This window comes from Paenibacillus sp. EKM10P, from assembly GCF_011800655.1.
Taxonomy (GTDB): Bacteria; Bacillota; Bacilli; order Paenibacillales; family Paenibacillaceae; genus Paenibacillus; species Paenibacillus polymyxa.
Map to the genome: position 1 here is coordinate 25612 of NZ_JAALET010000016.1, position 19217 is coordinate 44828.

General features: G+C 46.8%; 19 protein-coding genes. All 19 read right to left on the reverse strand.

Annotation, left to right across the window (positions count from 1 at the left end; all coding sequences use genetic code 11):
• Positions 1-43: 43 nt before the first annotated feature.
• A complete protein-coding gene (locus tag HFE01_RS23600; protein ID WP_017427040.1) occupies positions 44-451 on the reverse strand; it encodes a 3-hydroxyacyl-ACP dehydratase FabZ family protein in 408 nt (135 codons plus the stop codon).
• A 4-nt stretch (positions 452-455) separates the two neighbouring features.
• Entirely contained in the window at positions 456-1700 is a 1245-nt protein-coding gene (gene fabF / locus HFE01_RS23605; RefSeq protein ID WP_016818887.1) for a beta-ketoacyl-ACP synthase II, read from the reverse strand.
• A 20-nt stretch (positions 1701-1720) separates the two neighbouring features.
• Entirely contained in the window at positions 1721-3421 is a 1701-nt protein-coding gene (locus HFE01_RS23610) for a thiamine pyrophosphate-binding protein (RefSeq protein ID WP_167438693.1), read from the reverse strand.
• Entirely contained in the window at positions 3418-4641 is a 1224-nt protein-coding gene (locus HFE01_RS23615; protein WP_016818889.1) for an aldehyde dehydrogenase family protein, read from the reverse strand. The genes HFE01_RS23610 and HFE01_RS23615 overlap by 4 nt, the downstream gene beginning before the upstream one ends.
• 44 nt (positions 4642-4685) lie before the next feature.
• A complete protein-coding gene (locus HFE01_RS23620) occupies positions 4686-6146 on the reverse strand; it encodes a class I adenylate-forming enzyme family protein (RefSeq protein ID WP_017427042.1) in 1461 nt (486 codons plus the stop codon).
• 12 nt (positions 6147-6158) lie between these two features.
• Positions 6159-6929, reverse strand: a complete 771-nt coding sequence (gene fabI / locus HFE01_RS23625; RefSeq protein WP_117290483.1) for an enoyl-ACP reductase FabI — start codon at positions 6927-6929, stop codon at positions 6159-6161.
• A gap of 422 nt (positions 6930-7351) precedes the next feature.
• Complete coding sequence (locus HFE01_RS23630; RefSeq protein ID WP_016818892.1) at positions 7352-7885, reverse strand: hypothetical protein; 534 nt, start codon at positions 7883-7885, stop codon at positions 7352-7354.
• 286 nt (positions 7886-8171) lie between these two features.
• Entirely contained in the window at positions 8172-9509 is a 1338-nt protein-coding gene (locus HFE01_RS23635) for a TrkH family potassium uptake protein (protein WP_167438694.1), read from the reverse strand.
• A gap of 87 nt (positions 9510-9596) precedes the next feature.
• On the reverse strand, positions 9597-11123 hold the full coding sequence (gene lysS / locus HFE01_RS23640) for a lysine--tRNA ligase (protein WP_016818894.1): 1527 nt from the start codon (positions 11121-11123) through the stop codon (positions 9597-9599).
• Positions 11124-11235: 112 nt separating this feature from the next.
• Positions 11236-11712, reverse strand: a complete 477-nt coding sequence (gene greA / locus HFE01_RS23645) for a transcription elongation factor GreA (protein WP_013308160.1) — start codon at positions 11710-11712, stop codon at positions 11236-11238.
• 214 nt (positions 11713-11926) lie between these two features.
• On the reverse strand, positions 11927-12955 hold the full coding sequence (dusB, locus tag HFE01_RS23650) for a tRNA dihydrouridine synthase DusB (RefSeq protein ID WP_016818895.1): 1029 nt from the start codon (positions 12953-12955) through the stop codon (positions 11927-11929).
• 46 nt (positions 12956-13001) lie between these two features.
• Positions 13002-13202 (reverse strand): helix-turn-helix domain-containing protein, encoded by a 201-nt coding sequence (locus HFE01_RS23655; protein WP_080561116.1) that lies wholly within the window; start codon positions 13200-13202, stop codon positions 13002-13004.
• A complete protein-coding gene (gene folK, locus HFE01_RS23660; protein ID WP_016818896.1) occupies positions 13154-13702 on the reverse strand; it encodes a 2-amino-4-hydroxy-6-hydroxymethyldihydropteridine diphosphokinase in 549 nt (182 codons plus the stop codon). The genes HFE01_RS23655 and folK overlap by 49 nt, the downstream gene beginning before the upstream one ends.
• 9 nt (positions 13703-13711) lie before the next feature.
• Positions 13712-14074: a dihydroneopterin aldolase gene (gene folB, locus HFE01_RS23665; RefSeq protein ID WP_013368705.1), complete on the reverse strand. Its 363-nt coding sequence runs from the start codon at positions 14072-14074 to the stop codon at positions 13712-13714.
• Positions 14075-14145: 71 nt separating this feature from the next.
• On the reverse strand, positions 14146-15012 hold the full coding sequence (gene folP / locus HFE01_RS23670; protein ID WP_016818897.1) for a dihydropteroate synthase: 867 nt from the start codon (positions 15010-15012) through the stop codon (positions 14146-14148).
• Positions 15009-15905 carry an aminotransferase class IV gene (locus tag HFE01_RS23675; protein ID WP_019685745.1) on the reverse strand — a complete coding sequence of 299 codons (897 nt, stop codon included), beginning with the start codon at positions 15903-15905 and terminating at the stop codon, positions 15009-15011. The genes folP and HFE01_RS23675 overlap by 4 nt, the downstream gene beginning before the upstream one ends.
• Before the next feature lie 3 nt (positions 15906-15908).
• Positions 15909-16484, reverse strand: coding sequence for an aminodeoxychorismate/anthranilate synthase component II (gene pabA, locus HFE01_RS23680; RefSeq protein WP_016818899.1), 576 nt, complete (start codon positions 16482-16484; stop codon positions 15909-15911).
• Between the two features lie 5 nt (positions 16485-16489).
• The gene (locus tag HFE01_RS23685; protein ID WP_167438695.1) at positions 16490-18112 is read right to left on the reverse strand and encodes an anthranilate synthase component I family protein; all 1623 of its coding nucleotides are present in this window, start codon (positions 18110-18112) and stop codon (positions 16490-16492) included.
• A 129-nt stretch (positions 18113-18241) separates the two neighbouring features.
• Positions 18242-19180 carry a cysteine synthase A gene (gene cysK / locus HFE01_RS23690; RefSeq protein ID WP_016818901.1) on the reverse strand — a complete coding sequence of 313 codons (939 nt, stop codon included), beginning with the start codon at positions 19178-19180 and terminating at the stop codon, positions 18242-18244.
• Positions 19181-19217: the final 37 nt, after the last annotated feature.

Consider the following 19217-nt stretch of genomic DNA (forward strand, 5'->3'; position numbering starts at 1 on the left):
GTCAGGAGGACAAAAAGACAGTTTAACGCGCGCTTCCACCCCGTCATTGATCAAGTGAAACAATTTCTTCCGCCTCAGCCACCAATCGTTCGCCTACGGTAGCCCGGCCACTTCCGAGAATATAACCACGCCGACGCTTGACCACTTCAAAATAGAGATCTATTCGGTCCCCAGGCTTCGCAAGGCTATGAAAGCGAACGCCATTGAGGTTGGTTAGGTATGAAATACCTCTTTTGTCAATCGCAGCGAATGCCGCTAATTGTGCAAGCGACTCCACGATCAGCATAGGAGGCATGTATGGATTAGCTTCTGTAATAAACCATTCGCTTGAGGTAACAAGCTTGTACCCCTTCGCCCATTGCGACGTTTCGTACCCGGTCACGCCATCGAGCAGAAGAAATGGGTACCTGTGCGGAAGCACATCCTGAATATGGACTAGCTCTTCGCTCACAGGCTTATACCCCCTCCCACTTACGAACGGCAAGACAGACGTTGTGTCCTCCAAAACCAAAAGAATTACTAATCGCCGCACGGACTTCACGTTCCTGATATACATGCGGTACAAAATTCAGTTCAGGGGCTTCGGGATTGTCACAATTGAGTGTCGGTGGTACTTTGCTGTGGATCATGCTCTGTACCGTTGCAATTAATTCGACTGCCCCAGCACCGCCCATTAAATGGCCTGTCATGGATTTAATAGACGATATTGCCAACCGGGGTGCATGCTCTCCAAATACTTTTTGAATAGCATTAATCTCCATGCGATCATTAAATGGCGTACTCGTACCGTGGGCATTGACATAGTCAATCTCCTGCGGTGTTAAGCCCCCATCTTGCAGCGCTATATTGATCGCTTCTGCCGGACCGGAGCCCGAGGGATCTGGAGCCGTGATATGGTATGCATCCGTTGTGCATCCATAACCCGCAACTTCAGCCAAAATGGTGGCCCCCCGGTTCAAGGCATGCTCCAACTCCTCCAGCACTAGAACCCCTGCCCCACCACCGATGACAAAACCGTCGCGATCCGTATCAAACGGGCGACTGGCTTTCTGTGGCTCTTCATTACGTCTAGAAAGAGCGTGAATATTCGCAAAAGATGCCAAATCAAGCTGACTAAAGTTGGCCTCTGCTCCTCCAGCCACTACGACATCAGCTGTGCCGTATTGGATCGTACGTAATGCCTCACCGATGGCATTGCTTCCTGTGGCACAAGCAGTGACCACAGCAAACGAAGGTCCCTTAGCACCAATGGCAATAGAAATTTCGCCAGGCGCGGAATTAATCATCATCGAGGAAACAAAATAAGGAGAGACCCTTTTAGGACCAAGCTCCGTTAATTTTCTGTAGTTCTCCTCTATGACATCGAGGCCGCCTGCTCCAGAGCCGACGATAACACCCACACGACCTGCATTTCGTTCGTCTATGACTAACCTCGATTGCTCGACTGCCTGACGGGCAGCCGCCAAAGCGAATTGAGTGAACTGTGCAACCTTTTGGGCTTCCTTTTTGCTCATATACTCCAACGGGTCAAAGCCCGTAACTTGTGCACCAATTTTTGTTGGTATATTTGCTGTATCGAAAACAGTGACAGGTCCGATTCCACTCTTTCCTTCCAGCAGTGAATTCCAGAAATCTGTAAGATGAAGCCCGATCGGCGTTACGACTCCCTGTCCTGTCACTACAACACGTCTTCTCACCATACCCACGTCCTTCGCTGAAATTAATTCTTGGAAGCCTGTTGCTCGTAGAGAGGAAAGTCGCCATATACATGACTAATTTTCTCATGCACATCTGCAAGATCAGCAAACACCTCGACGACCACAAGCTTGTTCTCCTTGTATTTTTGCCAAGCAAGCTGAAGCTGCTCCCGAGCCTCCCCCTTGCTGCGGATTGCCAGACTTTCGACAAATTCATACTGGGGAATTTGGATTCCTGTCTTGACCGCCTCCGAAACAAATGGGAAGGCTTGTCCTGAGATATGCTTATAATTCATCTGGTTCTGCAGCCAACCGTAGCCGCCATTATTAAGTACAAGATAAATTACTGGTATTTGATACTGTACCGCCGTCATAAAATCTGAACAAAATAGATTGAATGCACCGTCACCTACAAGCGCTACTACCGGGCGTTCTGTCGCCACACTTGCCCCCAGAGCAGCGGCCGCACCGAATCCAAGACTCGTTTGGTCACTAGGAACAATGGAAAGTGAGCCTGTGGTAAAACGGAAATATGGATAAAAGTAGGACCACATATCCTGCAATCCGTTCTCTTGTAGAAGCACTAGGTCTTCAGGAAACTCCGTCTGAATCATGTCCAACAGTTCTGGAACGTGGATGCCAGGGGTCTTTTTCAACCCTTCCAAATAATTAGTCCTCTCTGAAAAAGCCTTCTGTTTACATCCTCTGATCGTTTCAAGCCACGCTCCATCGGGCTCCTGTCCGCGCCGTTCTAGCCATTGCTCCACTGCCGCATATCCATCGCCAAGCACCTTGATGCCTCTGAATTCGTGCGCAAAATCCTCCAGCTCTACATTGACTTGAATTAAAGGCGTATCCTGTAGCAAAATATCCCACTCGAACGTAGCCGTTTCTTCCAATCGACTGCCAAGCGTAATGACTACATCGGATTCCTGCCAGATTTGTCTCAGACTAAGATCGGTATAAAGACCGGCAACACCACAGAAAAGTTCATGGTCTTCATTCACTACACCTCGTCCCGAGGCAGTTGCGAACACAGCCGCTCCATGTTGGTTAGCGAACCGCTCAATCACATCGCTTGTCCCTGACTTCATTCCGCCTCCGACTAGAACGAGTGGTCTACGGGCATTCTCAATGATGTTCCATGCCGCATCCAGTTCCCTAACAGACGGAGAGCACGAGAGCTTTTCTGGCGGGGCAAACTGAATCCCTGTTGGCACAGACTGGTCCATCAGGTTCTCGGGTAATTCTATATAGACAGGACCTGGTGCTCCATTGATAGCCAAAAAGGCAGCCCGCTCCATCGCCCATACAAGCCGATCCACATGCTCAACACGATAAGCCCATTTGACGAGCGGCTTCACGAGTGAGATTTGATCGGCTTCCTGAAAGGATCGGGTACCCAGCTTGTCTCCTCCGGTGCCGAGCGCCAAGAGCAGGAGCGGGGCACCCAGGTTCTTGGCTTCCAGTAGCCCCGTAAGTGTATTGCTGAGCGCAGGACCTTTTCCCACAACACATACGGACATCTGGTTAGTTGTGAGCGCATAGCCTGCAGCCATAAACACAGCATTACGCTGATCTTTGCACAAAATAAAATCCATACCGGATGAGGGGAGTGACGCTACAATATTGAGATCGTCACTTGGTAATCCAAAGAGGTGCTGGGCCCCAGCCGATTGTAAGTAGCCAATGATGGCATCCCAGGGGGATATGCTCGCGGTCATACCAAACTCCTCTTTTCTGACAAATATTCTGCAACAATTTCCGAGATCAAGATCGGCTTCGAAACGAGCTTATAATCGTAAAAAATATAGTTCGACATCGTGCCATAGCCACCAAAAGGCTTGTTGCCTTGATCCACATCCTCAAGGGTTTGATTAATGGTCAATGTGTGCTTCTTTCGTAGAACGTCTGCCAGATGCTCTGACCCGTATAAGCTGCAACCCATTGCCCGTTCGCTGAAATAACTGGAGGAAATGCGCTTGATCAATTGCTCGTCGTCTTGGTAGCTAACTACATTGAACACAGGCGAAAAATACTCAATAATCTCCAAGTTCTGATCCAATTCGCTATATACAACCGTTGGCTCCATTTTTTTCGTACGGAAATCAATGCCGCCGCCGTAAATAATAAACTTATCGTTCGTATTAAAATATTCAGAAACCGAATATAGCGTGTCTTTATAGAATATAGGGGAGTAGTTCGCGTTCGGATCATTGTTGGCCCCAAATACGAGTTCGTCAATCCGTTGAATCAGCAAGTTTTTAAATGGCTCGCTCACCTCTTGATGTACCAGGATGATGTCGGGCCCCAGGCAGTCCTGTCCAGAGTTGAACAATCTCATGCGAATCACATCGGTAACCGCCAGCTCCAGATCGGCATCTGGTCCAATGATGAAAGGATTGATCCCTTGTCCATAAAAAATGTAGAGCTGATCCTTGCGAATCTGTTTTTTGATCTTCTCCGCATTGGTATAGCTCCCGGTGAACACCACAATATCAGCTGGCATCACGGAATTCTCCATGAACACCTTCTGGCTAACTTTCCGAATATAGATAGGTAATTGGTGTACTGCTTGCAGCTTTTCATGCAGCATATCGACATACTCGTTTACGTGAGAAGAAGGACGAAAGTCTATATTTTCAACGTACAGGGATGGAATCAAGAGGTATAATGCATAGGAGTACAAAATGACGTTGGAGGGCATAAATACAGCCATAGATCGTTGCCAGCTTGGCTGATGGGTCTGCACTTCTTGCAATGCACCTTGAAGTGTGAGGATCGTGGAGTCAATTTCTGCATTGGCGGCCCGATAGGATGAAAATTGTGTGAGAATATCCATCACTTCTTGCCGATTTTCAATCAAATAATTGAGGCATTTCAGAATAGATTCATGCCTTTTCAAAAACAGCGTGTTTTCTGCCAGTTCTGGATTTATACTCATGGCACATTCTCCCTTTCCTATATGCGATTTTGGTAAATATCTTGTTATGCTTTGCGAGAAGCAGCTTTCTCTAGAGCAGTGCGCTCCATCTCCAGACGATCTACTTTTCCATTGCGATTTAAAGGAAAATGGTCGAGCGGAAGCAAAAGATCGGGAAACATATAAGAAGGGAGTACCCGATTCATCTCTTTGCGGAGCACAGGTAAGACCTGTGAGGATTCACTTTCGATGAATGCAACAAGCAAAGTCCCTTTTGCCTCATCCTCCAAAGTAATCACACAGGATCGATAACCTAGTGAACCAATCCGGTCTTCGATATAGACTGGGGAGACCATGTAGCCCATCCGGTTGACTGTCTTACCACTGCGACCAATAACATACAGCATTCCGTCATCCAGATAGCCTAGATCTCCCGTCTTAAACCAGCCATCCTGGAGAACAGATTGTGTCAGGTCGGGACGATTCAGATAACCTTCCATGCATCCGGCACTTCGTATCCACACTTCGCCTACGATACCGTCCACCTGATGGTTGCCAGTAGAATCAAGTATTTTCAAATCCACACCAGGTAATGGTTTGCCACACCCCTTCGGACACTCCAGCGTCCCCAGCGTGACGTTGCCCAGTTCAGAAAGGCCATAACCATTCAGCAGGGGCTGTCCAAATATGTTGTTAAATTTCTCTTCGAGGTCTTGAGTAAGTGGAGAGCCGCCTACGCACCACATGCGGACTGGGGATTGCTTGATCAATTCCAGTTGTTCGGGTTTTCGGCTTAGCATACGCAACAAGGTGTAAAAAGCAGAGGGGTTGGCGTCTACGACCGTCGCCCGGTCTTTCGTAATACTTGCAATGACGCTCCAGAGGTTTTTTGGATTGCAGATGATGAGAGAACATGAGGTTAACCACCAGGAGAAGATAAGTGAAATTCCATAAAAATGAGAGAAAGGCACTACGGGGAGCATATGGTCAGACGGTATGTAGTTCATAGCGTGTATGGAATGTCTGATATTCTCCATAAAAGCTGAACCAGCTTTCACGATTCCCTTGGGTTTTCCCGTCGTACCTGAAGAATACAGAATGAGCGCATCCGGTCTCTCGCACCACTTGTTAAAGTCGAGGGCTTCGGGCTTTGGCTCTCCCACCCAATGCGGGTGTACTGCTTCTTCTTGAATGAGATCTTGAATCAGAATAACGAGAGCATGAGGAACTTCTAAATCGGAATCCGTCAGAATGCAACAGGCACCCGCCTCATCATAGATTTGGGCCACCTCATCAATTACCGTCTGCTCGTCCACCACAGTTACCGAAACTGCGAGATGACACAGGGAAAACAGAGAAACAACAAACCAATAGGAATTGGCCGCTTTCAGAATCACTCTACCGTCTTTAGGAATTCCTCTGAGAGCCAACATCCGTGAGAAGATCGTCACATCCCGCTCCAGACGTTTCCTGCTCATAATTCCTTCAGGTGAGATAATACGGCAATCCGTATGCGTAATAAGCACAACGTTCCCTCCTTACATCCCCGTAATATGGTATCCAGCATCTACATGGATAACTTCACCCGTAATGCCTCTCGATAAATGGGAAAATAGGAATAACGCCGTATCTCCGACTTCAGACGTATCGACCGTCTTGCGTAGGGGCGTAGTTTCTTCAATATGCTTTAGCATTGTGTTAAAATCTTTAATGCCATAGGCGGCCAAAGTACGTATAGGACCAGCCGAAATCGCATTTACACGAATGCCGTAAGTACCCAGATCATTCGACAGATAGCGCATGCTGGCTTCTAGTGAGGCCTTTGCTACACCCATAATGTTGTAATTCTTGATGGCTCGTTCTGCGCCGATATACGTCATGGTGACGATACTTCCACCCTCCGTCATCAGCGGGTATACGCGGCGGGATACAGCAGCCAGAGAATAGGAACTGATTTCTTGAGCAACCGCGAATCCCTCGCGAGAAGTATCGACGAACAAGCCTTCCAAATCCTCAGCCTTAGCAAACGCAACACTGTGGAAATAGCCGTGCAAGACGCCTACCTTCTCCTTGAGAAAATCCGCCAGTGCATCCAATTCTTCATCGCTCTGTACATTGCAAGGACAGACAATGGAACCCGGAATGGTTTCAGCGAGCTTTAGCACCCGTTCTGCAACCCTCTCATTTTCGTAAGTAAAAATGAGATTTGCTCCTTCCGCAGCTAAAGATTGGGCTGTCCCCCAGGCAATACTCCTGTTATTAGCCACACCCATAATCAAAATGTTCTTTCCACTCAGTAGTACTGCCACAGAAACCACCTTTCCTTTTTACATTTTTAAACATAATAACAACTTAATTGCGTTTGTCTACATATATAGACATATATAATCTTTCCTGGAATATTATCTCGTCAGTTGCCAAACTTATATAGGCTCCGTTTTAGGCAGATGGCAAGAATATTTTAAAAATTGTGAATGTGGTTTCTGTTGGTCTGTGTTCAAATCGAAAGGAGTCCATGCGTGTGAAAAAAGTGGTGAGGCAACGATAAGATGACTGTCAAAGCGATTTTAATATAAAAATATCATACTCTTATAAATATTTCCATTCCGACGATAGACTCATCCCATTATCGAAAGTAACCACTTCATTTCACCATCAATGACTCTCCCGATTTGAACATCCTGAGTGACCAGCCTGATTCGTTTCAAGCTTGCGGCTCTATTCCTCTTGGCTAAGCCTTATGTTTATGTTTTTTAGGAGCTAAGGTATAGCTGAAGGAGACAACAAAGTCGATTGCCAGAACGATCGCCCATGTTTGCATGATGCCCTCCAGTGCCGCCGTACGCTGCGGATCACCTACATATACAATGATGGCGAGCAACAAAGCGTTGCCTATAGCCCAGCCCAACAGGTGAAGCAACCAACCTATACGCTCCTCTTTTGCATGAGCAGCACCATACTTGCGTTCAGGCTTGGGTCCTTTACCAAACCAATGAGAGAATCGTACATCGGCCCACTTAATTAACCTATGACCAAACGCTACGGTAATACCAAAATAACAGGCTGCCAGGCCAGTAGCAGTCGTAATCTCCATGCCACTTCTCACCGTGATGAACACCGCAATCAGCAACAGGATATCAATAATTGGGGTAAAGAGTAAAAGAAGGCCCCCTAATTTCTTCAACCCAAACATATACCTTGCGACTAACCCTGCAACAACAAAAACCCAAAATAAAACCTCAGCACTAATAATAAATAAATACATAATGGACGATTCCTTTCAAATTTGAAATTGGTATTCCCCTAAGTCCCCCCTTCATGCCCACTATCATACAATATTATACATAATATTCCTAGTATTTTGTCTATAATTACATAAAAGGAAACAAATAGCCGTTTTTTTACAATAAAATTGCGGCTATTTAGTCCATTTCCTCTTATTCTCAAATTGGGCATTTTTCATAATATGCTGCAAATAAAGGATTATGTTATGTGCAATAAAAAAGATGCGCCCCTGTCATCAGCACGGGTGCATCTTTTATATAGATAAGCTATCCAATTACAATATGTCCTTCAGGACGACGGTACAACGTCTTGGTCGAACGTGGGCGAATGGCATAAGCGATCGTAAGAGGACCGATTCGACCAATAAACATCGTCACACAAATAATCAGCTTGCCTGCGTCAGACAATCCTGGCGTCACTCCTACAGACAGCCCTACCGTTCCGATGGCAGAAGCCGCCTCAAATGCAAGAGAGAGAAATGGAGCATCCTCGGTCATTAAGAGCAGTATAACCACAATCGAGAATATAAATAGCGCCATTACAATAATGGTCAACGCCCGCATCATGATATCCTGAGGAACCCTATGACGGAAAAACACAATCTCCTTCTGTCCTCGCATGACGGCGATTAGCGCACCTACCATAAGCAGAAACGTAGTTGTTTTAATTCCTCCTCCAGTAGAGCCTGGAGAAGCACCGATAATCATCAGCAGCATAATAAAAAATTGACTGGCCTGCCTTAACCCGCTGATATCGACCGTGCTTGTTCCCGATGATCTCGTGGAGACAGATTGGAAGACAGCGGCATATACTTTGCCTTCCCAGTTCAGTCCGCCCAAGGTTCGTGCATTGGTAAACTCAAAAATAAATATCACCAGCGCACCAATGACAATGAGTGCTCCCGACACGCTTAGCACCATTTTAGAGTGTAAAGTCAGTCTCCGGGTACGACGAAAATCGAACATGTCGCTTAGTACAAGGAAACCCAATCCTCCCGAAATCACAAGCACAGATGCAATCATATTGAAAACAAAATCTCCGGCGTATTGTTGAAAGCTGGTCCCAAACAGATCGAATCCCCCGTTATTAAAGAGGGATACGGAATGAAAAATCCCATAATATATCGCCTGTCCGACCGGCATCTCTCGCATCCACCGCAAAGCTAAGACGACAGCCGCAATTGCTTCAATGGTAAAAGAAAAGATCAGCACCTTGCGAATAATACGCACGATCCCTTCCATGCTATCGGCGTTAATCGCTTCCTTAAGCAGCAGCCGATCCTTCAACGATAGCCGTCGCCCCATCAACAGCGCAAACAAGGTCGCTAAGGTCATAAACCCTAGCCCACCTAGCTGCATCAGCACCAAAATGACGGTTTCTCCAAATACCGTATAGGTCGAATCGACGTCAACGACGACCAATCCTGTGACACAAGCAGCAGAGACGGACGTAAAAAGCGAATCAATCCAATGCGGAGCATGTCCACCATGATTGGCAATAGGAAGCATCAGCAGCAAAGTACCCAATGCAATAATCAATACATATCCCATGACCAATATAAAAGGAGGCGATGCGAACCGACTAAGCTTGACGCTGCGTTTCATCAGAACTATTCCTCTCCATCCGTTCTTATGAAAAAGAGGAACAAGACACGGGAACCCCGGCTGATCCTCTATATTCATAATGTGATGTTATTCTACTGTACGGTTACGCATATGCGGGAAAAGCAGCACATCGCGAATGGAAGGCGCATCTGTCAGCAACATAACCAAACGATCGATGCCGATGCCCAGTCCGCCTGTTGGCGGCATACCGTATTCCAAGGCGCGGATAAAGTCATCATCCATTTGATGAGCTTCATCATTGCCATGCTCACGTTCCAGCAATTGCGATTCAAAACGTTGGCGCTGGTCAATTGGATCATTCAGCTCAGTGAACGCATTCGCATGCTCACGAGCGACCATGAACAGCTCGAAGCGATCCGTAAAACGCGGGTCCTGTTCATTTTTCTTCGCCAATGGCGAGATTTCAACCGGATGTCCAGTAATAAAGGTCGGCTGAATGAGCGTTTCCTCTACAAAATGCTCAAAGAATGCATTCAGGATATGTCCAAATGTCATGTGCGGTTCAACCGGAACCTTATGCTCTTTCGCAAGGCGATGAGCTTCTTCATTACTCATTTGTACACTAAAGTCCACACCTGTTACTTCTTTAACAGCATCGACCATGGAAACTCTGCGCCATTGCGGCGTCAGATCGACTTCCTGACCTTGATACTGAATGTGCTGTGTGCCCAGTACTTCCTGCGCAATATGTGCAATCATGTTTTCCGTCAATTGCATGATATCTTTATAATCAGCATACGCCTCATACAGCTCAATCAACGTAAACTCAGGGTTATGACGAGTCGATACACCTTCGTTACGGTATACACGTCCGATCTCATATACTTTCTCCATTCCGCCAACAATTAGTCGCTTCAAATGAAGTTCAATAGCAATACGCATATAAAGCTGCGTGTCCAATGCATTGTGGTGTGTAATAAATGGCTTCGCCGCCGCCCCGCCAGCAATGGCATGCAACGTTGGAGTTTCAACTTCCAAATAACCGAGCGAATCCAGATAACGACGCATGGATTGAATAATACGGGACCGCATAATGAACGTTTTTTGTACTTCTGGGTTCATAATCAGATCTACGTAACGCTGACGATAACGCAATTCAACATCCTTCAAACCATGATATTTCTCCGGCAATGGATACAAGGATTTGGACAAGACTTCAATATCCAATACTTTGATCGTCGTTTCGCCTGTCTTGGTTTTAAAGAGCACGCCCTTAACACCAACAATATCGCCGAGATCCAAAATACCAAATGCTTTATAATTTGCTTCAGGTACAGTGTCTTGACGAACATAAATTTGAATACGTCCGCTAAGATCCTGTATATGAGCGAAGCTGGCTTTCCCCATCACTCGTTTAGCCATAATGCGGCCTGCTATGCTAACTTCAATATTTTTTTCTTCCAATTCTTCCTTGGTCAAGCTGTCATACTTGCTCAGTAGTACGCCCGCTTCATCCGTGCGTATGTATTTGCGTCCAAAAGGATCAATGCCCAATGAGCGAAGCTCGTCCAATTTGGCACGACGAATTTGCAATAATTCACTTAATTCCTCGCGATTTTCCTGTAATTCCTGGTTAGTAGTTTCATCCGACATGGTGCTAAATCAGCTCCTTCAATATGAATAGACGGGCCGGGGTCCGTCTCGGGTGTAGAGAAAAAAAGCTTCCACAAGGAAGCTTTTACATTAAATTCCAAAGTCCGTGTTTTTATTTCTTGATATCCACGATTTTATATTGAATAACACCTGCTGGAACGGTTACATCTACAACAGTTCCTTTTTTCTTACCGAGAATAGCTTTGCCAACCGGGCTTTCATTGGAGATCTTGTTTTGGAGCGGGTCGGATTCGGCAGAACCTACGATAGCATACTCTGTAATATCCCCGAATTCCAAGTCTTCAACGGTTACAGTTGCCCCTACTCCCACAACATCGGTGTCAATTTCATCGCTATTGATAATACGGGCATTACGTAGCATCTTCTCTAAAGTAATTACACGGCCTTCAATAAAGGCCTGCTCATTCTTCGCATCCTCGTATTCGGAGTTTTCACTAATATCTCCGTATCCGATGGCTACCTTAATCCGTTCAGCCACTTCGCGGCGTTTGACAGACTTTAAGTTCTCAAGCTCATCTTCGAGCTTTCTAAGGCCTTCCTGTGTCAGAATGACTTCTTTATCGCTCATCTCAACCGATTCTCCTGTCATGGGAAAAGTTTAAAAGTGCATCGGAATGCACGCTTTCAAAACATAATATGCCACTCTGAGGGAATGAGAACATTTCCTGCTGTTGTCTTGAGAGCTGCATACAATTTGTAGTATACATCAAGATTTTATACTGAACGATTATAGGGCAAGCAATTGGAAAAGTCAATCGCATGCACAAGCCGGAACTGCTTCCTTATTGCGCAACAGTAACAGGAGAAGCAGCGCTTGTAGAAGACCCTTCGTTTTCCACCATGTGCAATTGAGATACAAATTGATTTAAAATACGTACCATATCGTCGCGCTTTGTTTCTTCCATAATTACATCCTTAATACGAGCAGAACCTTTAATCCCCTTGAGGTACCAAGCCAGATGCTTGCGCATTTCACGAACAGCTACTGCTTCGCCTTTCAGCGCCACCAGACGGTCCATATGCAGAATGGCAATACGGATTTTTTCTTCCGGTGATGGATCGGGCAACAGCTCACCCGTCTGCAAATACTCAATCGTACGGTACAGCATCCATGGATTCCCCAGAGCGCCGCGTCCAATCATAACGCCATCACAATTGGTCAAATCCAACATTCGGCGGGCATCTTCCGGAGTTAACACATCACCATTTCCAATGACAGGAATGGATACTGCTTCTTTAACTTCTTTTATAATATCCCAATTCGCATGCCCCGTATACAATTGCTCACGTGTACGGCCATGTACGCTGACGGCCTGACCTCCGGCACGTTCAACAGCACGAGCGTTCTCTACAGCGTAAATATGCTCGCTATCCCAACCGATACGCATTTTCACGGTAACCGGCTTGCTCACGGATTCCACTACCGCCGATACCATTTCATAAATCTTGTTTGGATCGAGCAGCCAACGAGCACCTGCATCACATTTGGTCACTTTGGGAACCGGGCAGCCCATATTGATGTCAATAATATCTGCATTCGTCTCCTGGTCTACGACTTTCGCTGCTTCCACCAAAGATTTGCGGTCGCCTCCGAAAATTTGCAAGCTAAGCGGCTTCTCGCGCTCATCTACAAACAGCATCTCGCGTGTACGCTTGTTGCCGTGAATGATGGCCTTATCACTAACCATCTCTGCACATACCAAGCCTGTACCGAATTCCTTGGCGATCAAGCGAAAAGCAGGGTTGCACACGCCTGCCATTGGTGCCAGGACGACTTGGTTTTTCATTTCAATGTCGCCGATTTTCAGCATATCCGTTCCCTCCTTTACTCCTTCTTTATATATCGTATACTTATCTTCATTCCGTCAATTCCCGGACTTCAATCTCTAGCGTTTGGGCAATGATGTTTAGCATGTCTGGGTCTACTGCACGGTTACCTCGCTCTACAGCACCTAATACAGTCAAAGATATGCCCGTTCGGTCTGCCAACTCCTGCTGGGTGAACCCTTTTAGCTTCCGAAAGGCGCGGAGTCGTTGCGCCAGCTGCAAGTTTTCCAAAGCTGTATGCCGTCCTTTCCATCCACAGAATTCAATGCAGTATGCACGATACTGTACAGACCGAACGAATCTTGGTTCGGAACAATGTCAGCCAAGGGAACCAGCACAAAAGCACGCTCCAACATACGAGGGTGAGGAAGCTCCAAATCCGTCGTAGCCAGTTGTTCCGCTTCCATCCACAACAAGTCCAGATCAATGGTTCGTGGACCGTTAGGAATATGTCTTACCCTTCCCAGACGACTCTCCACGTCCAGCATATAAAACAAAAGCTCCTCTGGAGCAAGTGTTGTCGATACGGCTACCGTCATATTCAAAAAAGAAGGCTGATCCAGATATCCAACAGGCTCTGTTTCATACAGACTGGAGCAGCGTAACACTCGTATCGCCGGATGTTCGTCCAGTTCGGTAATGGCTTCATACAGGGTATGCTCACGCTCCCCCAAATTAGCCCCTAAAGCAATATAAGCCTCTGATGCCTCAGAGGTCGAATGTGCATTCATGTATCGTTCCTACTTTCTTGCGCGATAAAGCTCAACCGTCACACCCTGAAAATGAATATCAAACGGCGGATGCGGCTTCGTCACTTTGACAGTCAGTGCATTGACACTAGTATAAGTGTCCAGTAGGGAAGATGCAATACGTTCGCCTAAAGCTTCAATCAATTGGTAAGATTCCTTTTCTACGATATCTTTCACGGTATAATGCACCTCAGCATAATTAACCGTTTTGTCCAAAGCGTCCTGCTCCCCTGCTTCACGCAGATCAAGCTCCAGTTCCAAGTCAATATAGTAACGCTGTCCCAGCTTACGTTCCTCGGGAAAAACGCCGTGATATCCGTAATACTCCATGCGATGCAATTTCATTTTATCCATCTAAGGTAAGTCCCCCTGTTTATTTGATTTTATCTATATAAGTTCCACATAAAGGATTAGTGAAGCGGGCTTTACCCACCATAACTCAGTGGATTTTTAGACCCGTACACCATCGCATCACACATACGTACAGTGCGCTTGATTTGTGCCACATCGTGTACACGCACAATCTGGCACCCTTGGGCAATCCCAAAGGCCACGGTAGCCGCAGTTCCCTCCACTACATCATCCACTGGCAAATCCAGTGCTGTACGGATAAATTTTTTGCGCGACGTAGCCAACAACAGCGGAAATCCCAGCTGACTTAATGTATCAAGAGAAGTCATGGCATGAATATTTTCATCATAGTCTTTGGCAAAACCGATGCCTGGGTCTAAAATGATCTGCTCCTTACGGACCCCTGCTTTCAGTGCTAATTGGATACTTTCTTGTAATTCGGACAGCATATCAGAAACCAAATCGGTATAGTTACGGTCGTGACGATTATGCATCAAAATGACCGGACAATCGAATTCAGCTGCTACTCGTGCCATATCGGGATCTGCCTTAAACCCCCACACATCATTAATGATGTGTGCGCCTGCTTCAAGCGCCTGTCTGGCTACTTCAGCTTTGTAAGTATCCACAGACAATGGGATATGCGGTGCAATACGATGGATTGCCTGGACGACCGGAATGACCCTAGCCAGTTCCTCTTCCACACCTACTGGTTCATGACCCGGACGGGTAGATTCCCCACCAATATCAATGATATTCGCTCCATCCTCCACTAGCTTCAGTGCATGTAAAACAGCAATCTCTGGATTATAATGTAATCCTCCATCCGAAAATGAATCCGGGGTCACATTAAGTATGCCCATAATCTGGGTGGAATGTCCGAGTGTAAGCTTGGCATCCCCCATTTGATAGCTGCGTTCATAAAGAGTTGGTATATTCACTTCATCCCTGCTTTCTGCCTATAATCATGCAACAGCAAAGCTGTTATGGACTCGGTCTGCGCCAAGGGCACCGATAAATGACTTGCTACGCCTCCCGGCTCCAACAATAAATCCACGGGTCGTATTTCTTGTATAGAGTTGGTCATAAAAATTTCATCAGCCTGTTTCAGCTCATCCCAGTGGTATAACCCTTGCTCACATGGAATGCCCCGCAGGTTCGCCAACTCCAAAATGAACTCACGTGTAATGCCTGGCAGAATTCCTGTAGCCAAGTCAGGGGTATACAGCGTATTATTCCGCACAAAAAACAGATTGCTAACTATTCCCTCTGCCAGAAAACCATTGGCCGTAAGCATTATTCCTTCAGCCTTATAATGGACAGCCTCGGCATACTGCTGAAGTTCCCGCTTCGCAAGAATATTATTCATATAATGGAGCGATTTTAATCGAACCTCACCCTCCGGAGTATTTCTGGGGGTTCGTAGCAACTGAAGCGCCGAAGGCGCTGAGGACTGCTCGGTTTGTGTATTTGTAGAGGGCAGCGGCTTGGCGAACAAAATATGGTTGGGCTGCGTGTAGTCACCAGATGGCAAGCCCAGTGCCTCTTCACCGGCTGATACGGTGTAGCGGATATAGGCTTCATCCAGCCCATTTGCCACCATCAGATGCTGGATGTGTTTCGTAAGCTGCTCCTTATCCGGTTGAAAAGGAATGCCGAGCATTCGGCAGCCTTCCTCCAGTCGACGTAGATGCCGATCCAGCAGGAAGGGAACCCCGTTATAGGTGCGGAATGTCTCAAACAAGCCCATTCCGTATAAAAAGCCGTGATCACTTACGTGAATCACGGCTTTTGCGGCTTCCGTGAGGACGCCATTGACTCCGATATATCTCATAAATCAGACGCCTACCTTGCGTTTTAGGAAATTGCGCAACAGTTGATGCCCGTAGTCCGTAATAATGGATTCGGGATGGAACTGGACTCCTTCTACGGCAAATTCTTTATGCCGCAAACCCATAATTTCACCCTCTGCGGTTTCAGCGGTAATCTCTAGACATTCAGGCAGGCTCTCGCGCTCTACAAGCAATGAATGATACCGGGTGGCTGTAAATGGAGAAGGCAGGCCTTCAAATACTGAGGTATTGTGATGGAGAATCGGTGACGTTTTGCCATGCATGAGACGATCAGCCCGGATAACCTTACCGCCAAAAGCCTGTCCGATGGCCTGGTGACCGAGACACACGCCAAAAATCGGAATCCGGCCTTTAAAATGGCTGATTACATCCAGCGATATTCCCGCTTCATTCGGCGTGCATGGACCCGGCGAGATCAAAATGTGATCTGGTGCCAGCTCTTCTATGCCTTTCACATCAATCTCATCATTCCGTTTTACGGTTACTTCTTCGCCAAGTTCACCCAGATATTGAACAAGATTGTACGTAAATGAATCATAATTATCAATCACCAAAATCATTAGACTCACCCTCCTGTGATACCGCTCCTGCTCAAAGCGGCTTCTTCTTCCCCACATTGTACCGCCTTCATGACAGCTCTGGCCTTGTTCCGACACTCCCGATATTCTCTGTACGGGTCTGAATCAATGACGATACCCGCACCTGTCTGTAAATAGGCAGTATTGCCCTGAACAGCTAATGTTCTTATTATAATATTTAATTCCATATTACCATTATAGTCAATCCATCCAAGGGACCCCGTATAAGGACCCCGACGGACGGGCTCTAACTCTTCAATAATTTCCATCGTACGCACCTTAGGAGCTCCGGTAATGGTTCCACCCGGGAAGGTAGCAGCAATTACGTCTATAGCTGTACGACCCGTGGCTAACTTCCCCTCAACCTGAGAAACCAGATGCATAACGTGCGAATAATATTCGACCGTCAGCAATTCAGGAACATGCACCGATCCGTATTCAGCAATCCGGCCGATATCGTTACGCTCCAGATCGACGAGCATAATATGCTCGGCTCGTTCTTTTTCACTTGATAGAAGCTCTGCGGCCATAGCGGCATCTTCATCCAGTGTTAGTCCCCTTCTTCTCGTACCTGCAATAGGTCGAGCACTCACACGTCCATCTTCCAGCTTCACCAGCAATTCCGGTGAGCCACTGACGATCCGCAAATCTGGCATGCGCAGCATCCCCATATAAGGGGAAGGATTCAGCAGACGAAGCCATTCATATATATTCTCAGGAAGGGCTGCAAGCGTACGTTGCTGACGAATCGACAAGTTCACCTGAAATACATCTCCTTGAGCAATGTATTCCTGCACACGTTTCACAGCATGTTCAAAATCTTGTTGACTGAATGCCGTTTTCCAGCCTTCAGATTCCTGATGAACAGCCTCTAATCCTTTTTCGGACAGCCGAGCACAACGAAGAGGGTAAGCCGGATCAGTCTCTCCCGCATGTATAATGTTCTTCCACTGAGTCAACATGCGTTCTGTACGTTGGACCGCTTCCGCATAATGCTTGCCAAGTATCGATGCGGTCTCATTCAACATAACCTCATTTGCCAAATCAGTCTGACTACTGAATTCACTCAAGCGGACAGGGTTAGGCATATGGACAGCACAGTATAGGCATGATGTTTCATGATCATAAATCCATAGCTCATTCACCCGCATCCACACATAATCAGGTATATCGGTATCGTCTGCAGCTTGAGTTGGCAAACGCTCTAACGAGCGAGCTACATCGTAGCCCAGGTAGCCTGCAAATCCCCCAGAGAAAAAAGGCATGCCAGGTACACGTGGCGCACGGTAAGGGGCGATCCAATCGTTCATGACTGTCAAAGGTTGTCCATGTATAGCACCATGCTCCCCGCTTTGCAAATCAGTCCAAACTGCTTGTTCTCCCTTGCCTTCCAATATAGCAACCGAATTCAAGGCCAGATACGTATATCTTCCACCTTTAGCGCTCTCCAGCAAGAAAGCATATGGCGCCGAATCCTCCCAAGCCCTCCGCCACGATGGAGGCAATCCGCCTCCGGGCAATGGGTACTCAGCAATATAGGGAAGCATACTCCAGCCCTCCTTCTGCCAGGTTTGCCACTGCGCCTCCGTCACTCTAGCTGTCCATTTCATCTGTGTGCGCTACCCCTTCCATTACTTTGCCAAAAGTCTGCATTCTTCTCGTTACAAAGAAACCCTCATCCCCCGGTTACAGGGGAAATGAGGGTTTCCTTACGTATAGTATACACAATTACGACATAATTACAGCTCGAAATTGTATAGTGGTGTACTCAGGTAACGTTCGCCATTACTTGGAATAATGACAACAATCCGCTTACCCTTGCCCAATTGCTTAGCAAGCTTCAAGGCCGCGTGAACAGCCGCGCCAGAAGAAATACCGGACAAAATGCCCTCTTCCTTGGCCACTCTACGCGCTACCTCGAAAGCTTCATCGTTTTCTACATGAAAAATTTCGTCATAGATATCGCGGTTTAGAATTTCGGGAATAAAGTTGGCACCCAGCCCTTGAATTTTGTGAGGTCCTGGCTTGCCGCCTGCTAGCAATGGGGAAGAAGCGGGCTCTACAGCCACGATTTTAATATCAGGGAATTCTTTTTTAAGCACTTCTCCAGCACCGGAAATAGTTCCACCAGTCCCTATACCTGCTATAAAAGCGTCCAGAGTGCCGCCAATGGAACGAATCGCTTCTACGATCTCAGGACCCGTCGTTTCACGGTGAATTTTGATATTAGCTTTGTTCTTGAACTGCTCGGCAGCGAAATAATCCGGGTTTTCGCTCAATAGCTCTTCCATTTTCTTAACAGATCCGTTCATACCCTCTGAGCCAGGTGTTAACACAAGCTCGGCTCCATAAGCACGCAGCAAATTACGACGCTCTATACTCATCGTTTCTGGCATAACAATTACTGCTTTATACCCCTTCGCAGCAGCAACCATAGCCAAGCCGATTCCTGTATTACCGCTAGTTGCTTCAATAATGGTACCACCCGGCTTAAGCAGGCCTTCACGCTCAGCTTCTTCCACCATACTAATCGCAATACGATCTTTTACACTGGAGCCTGGGTTCTGATATTCCAGTTTCAAATAAATTTCGGCGCTATCTTCCGGTACGATCCGGTTGAGGCGAACGAGGGGAGTCTCCCCGATAAGGTCGGTGATGTTATTAACAACTTTAGCCATGATAATTCCTCCCTGACTGTAGATGATATATTAAAAA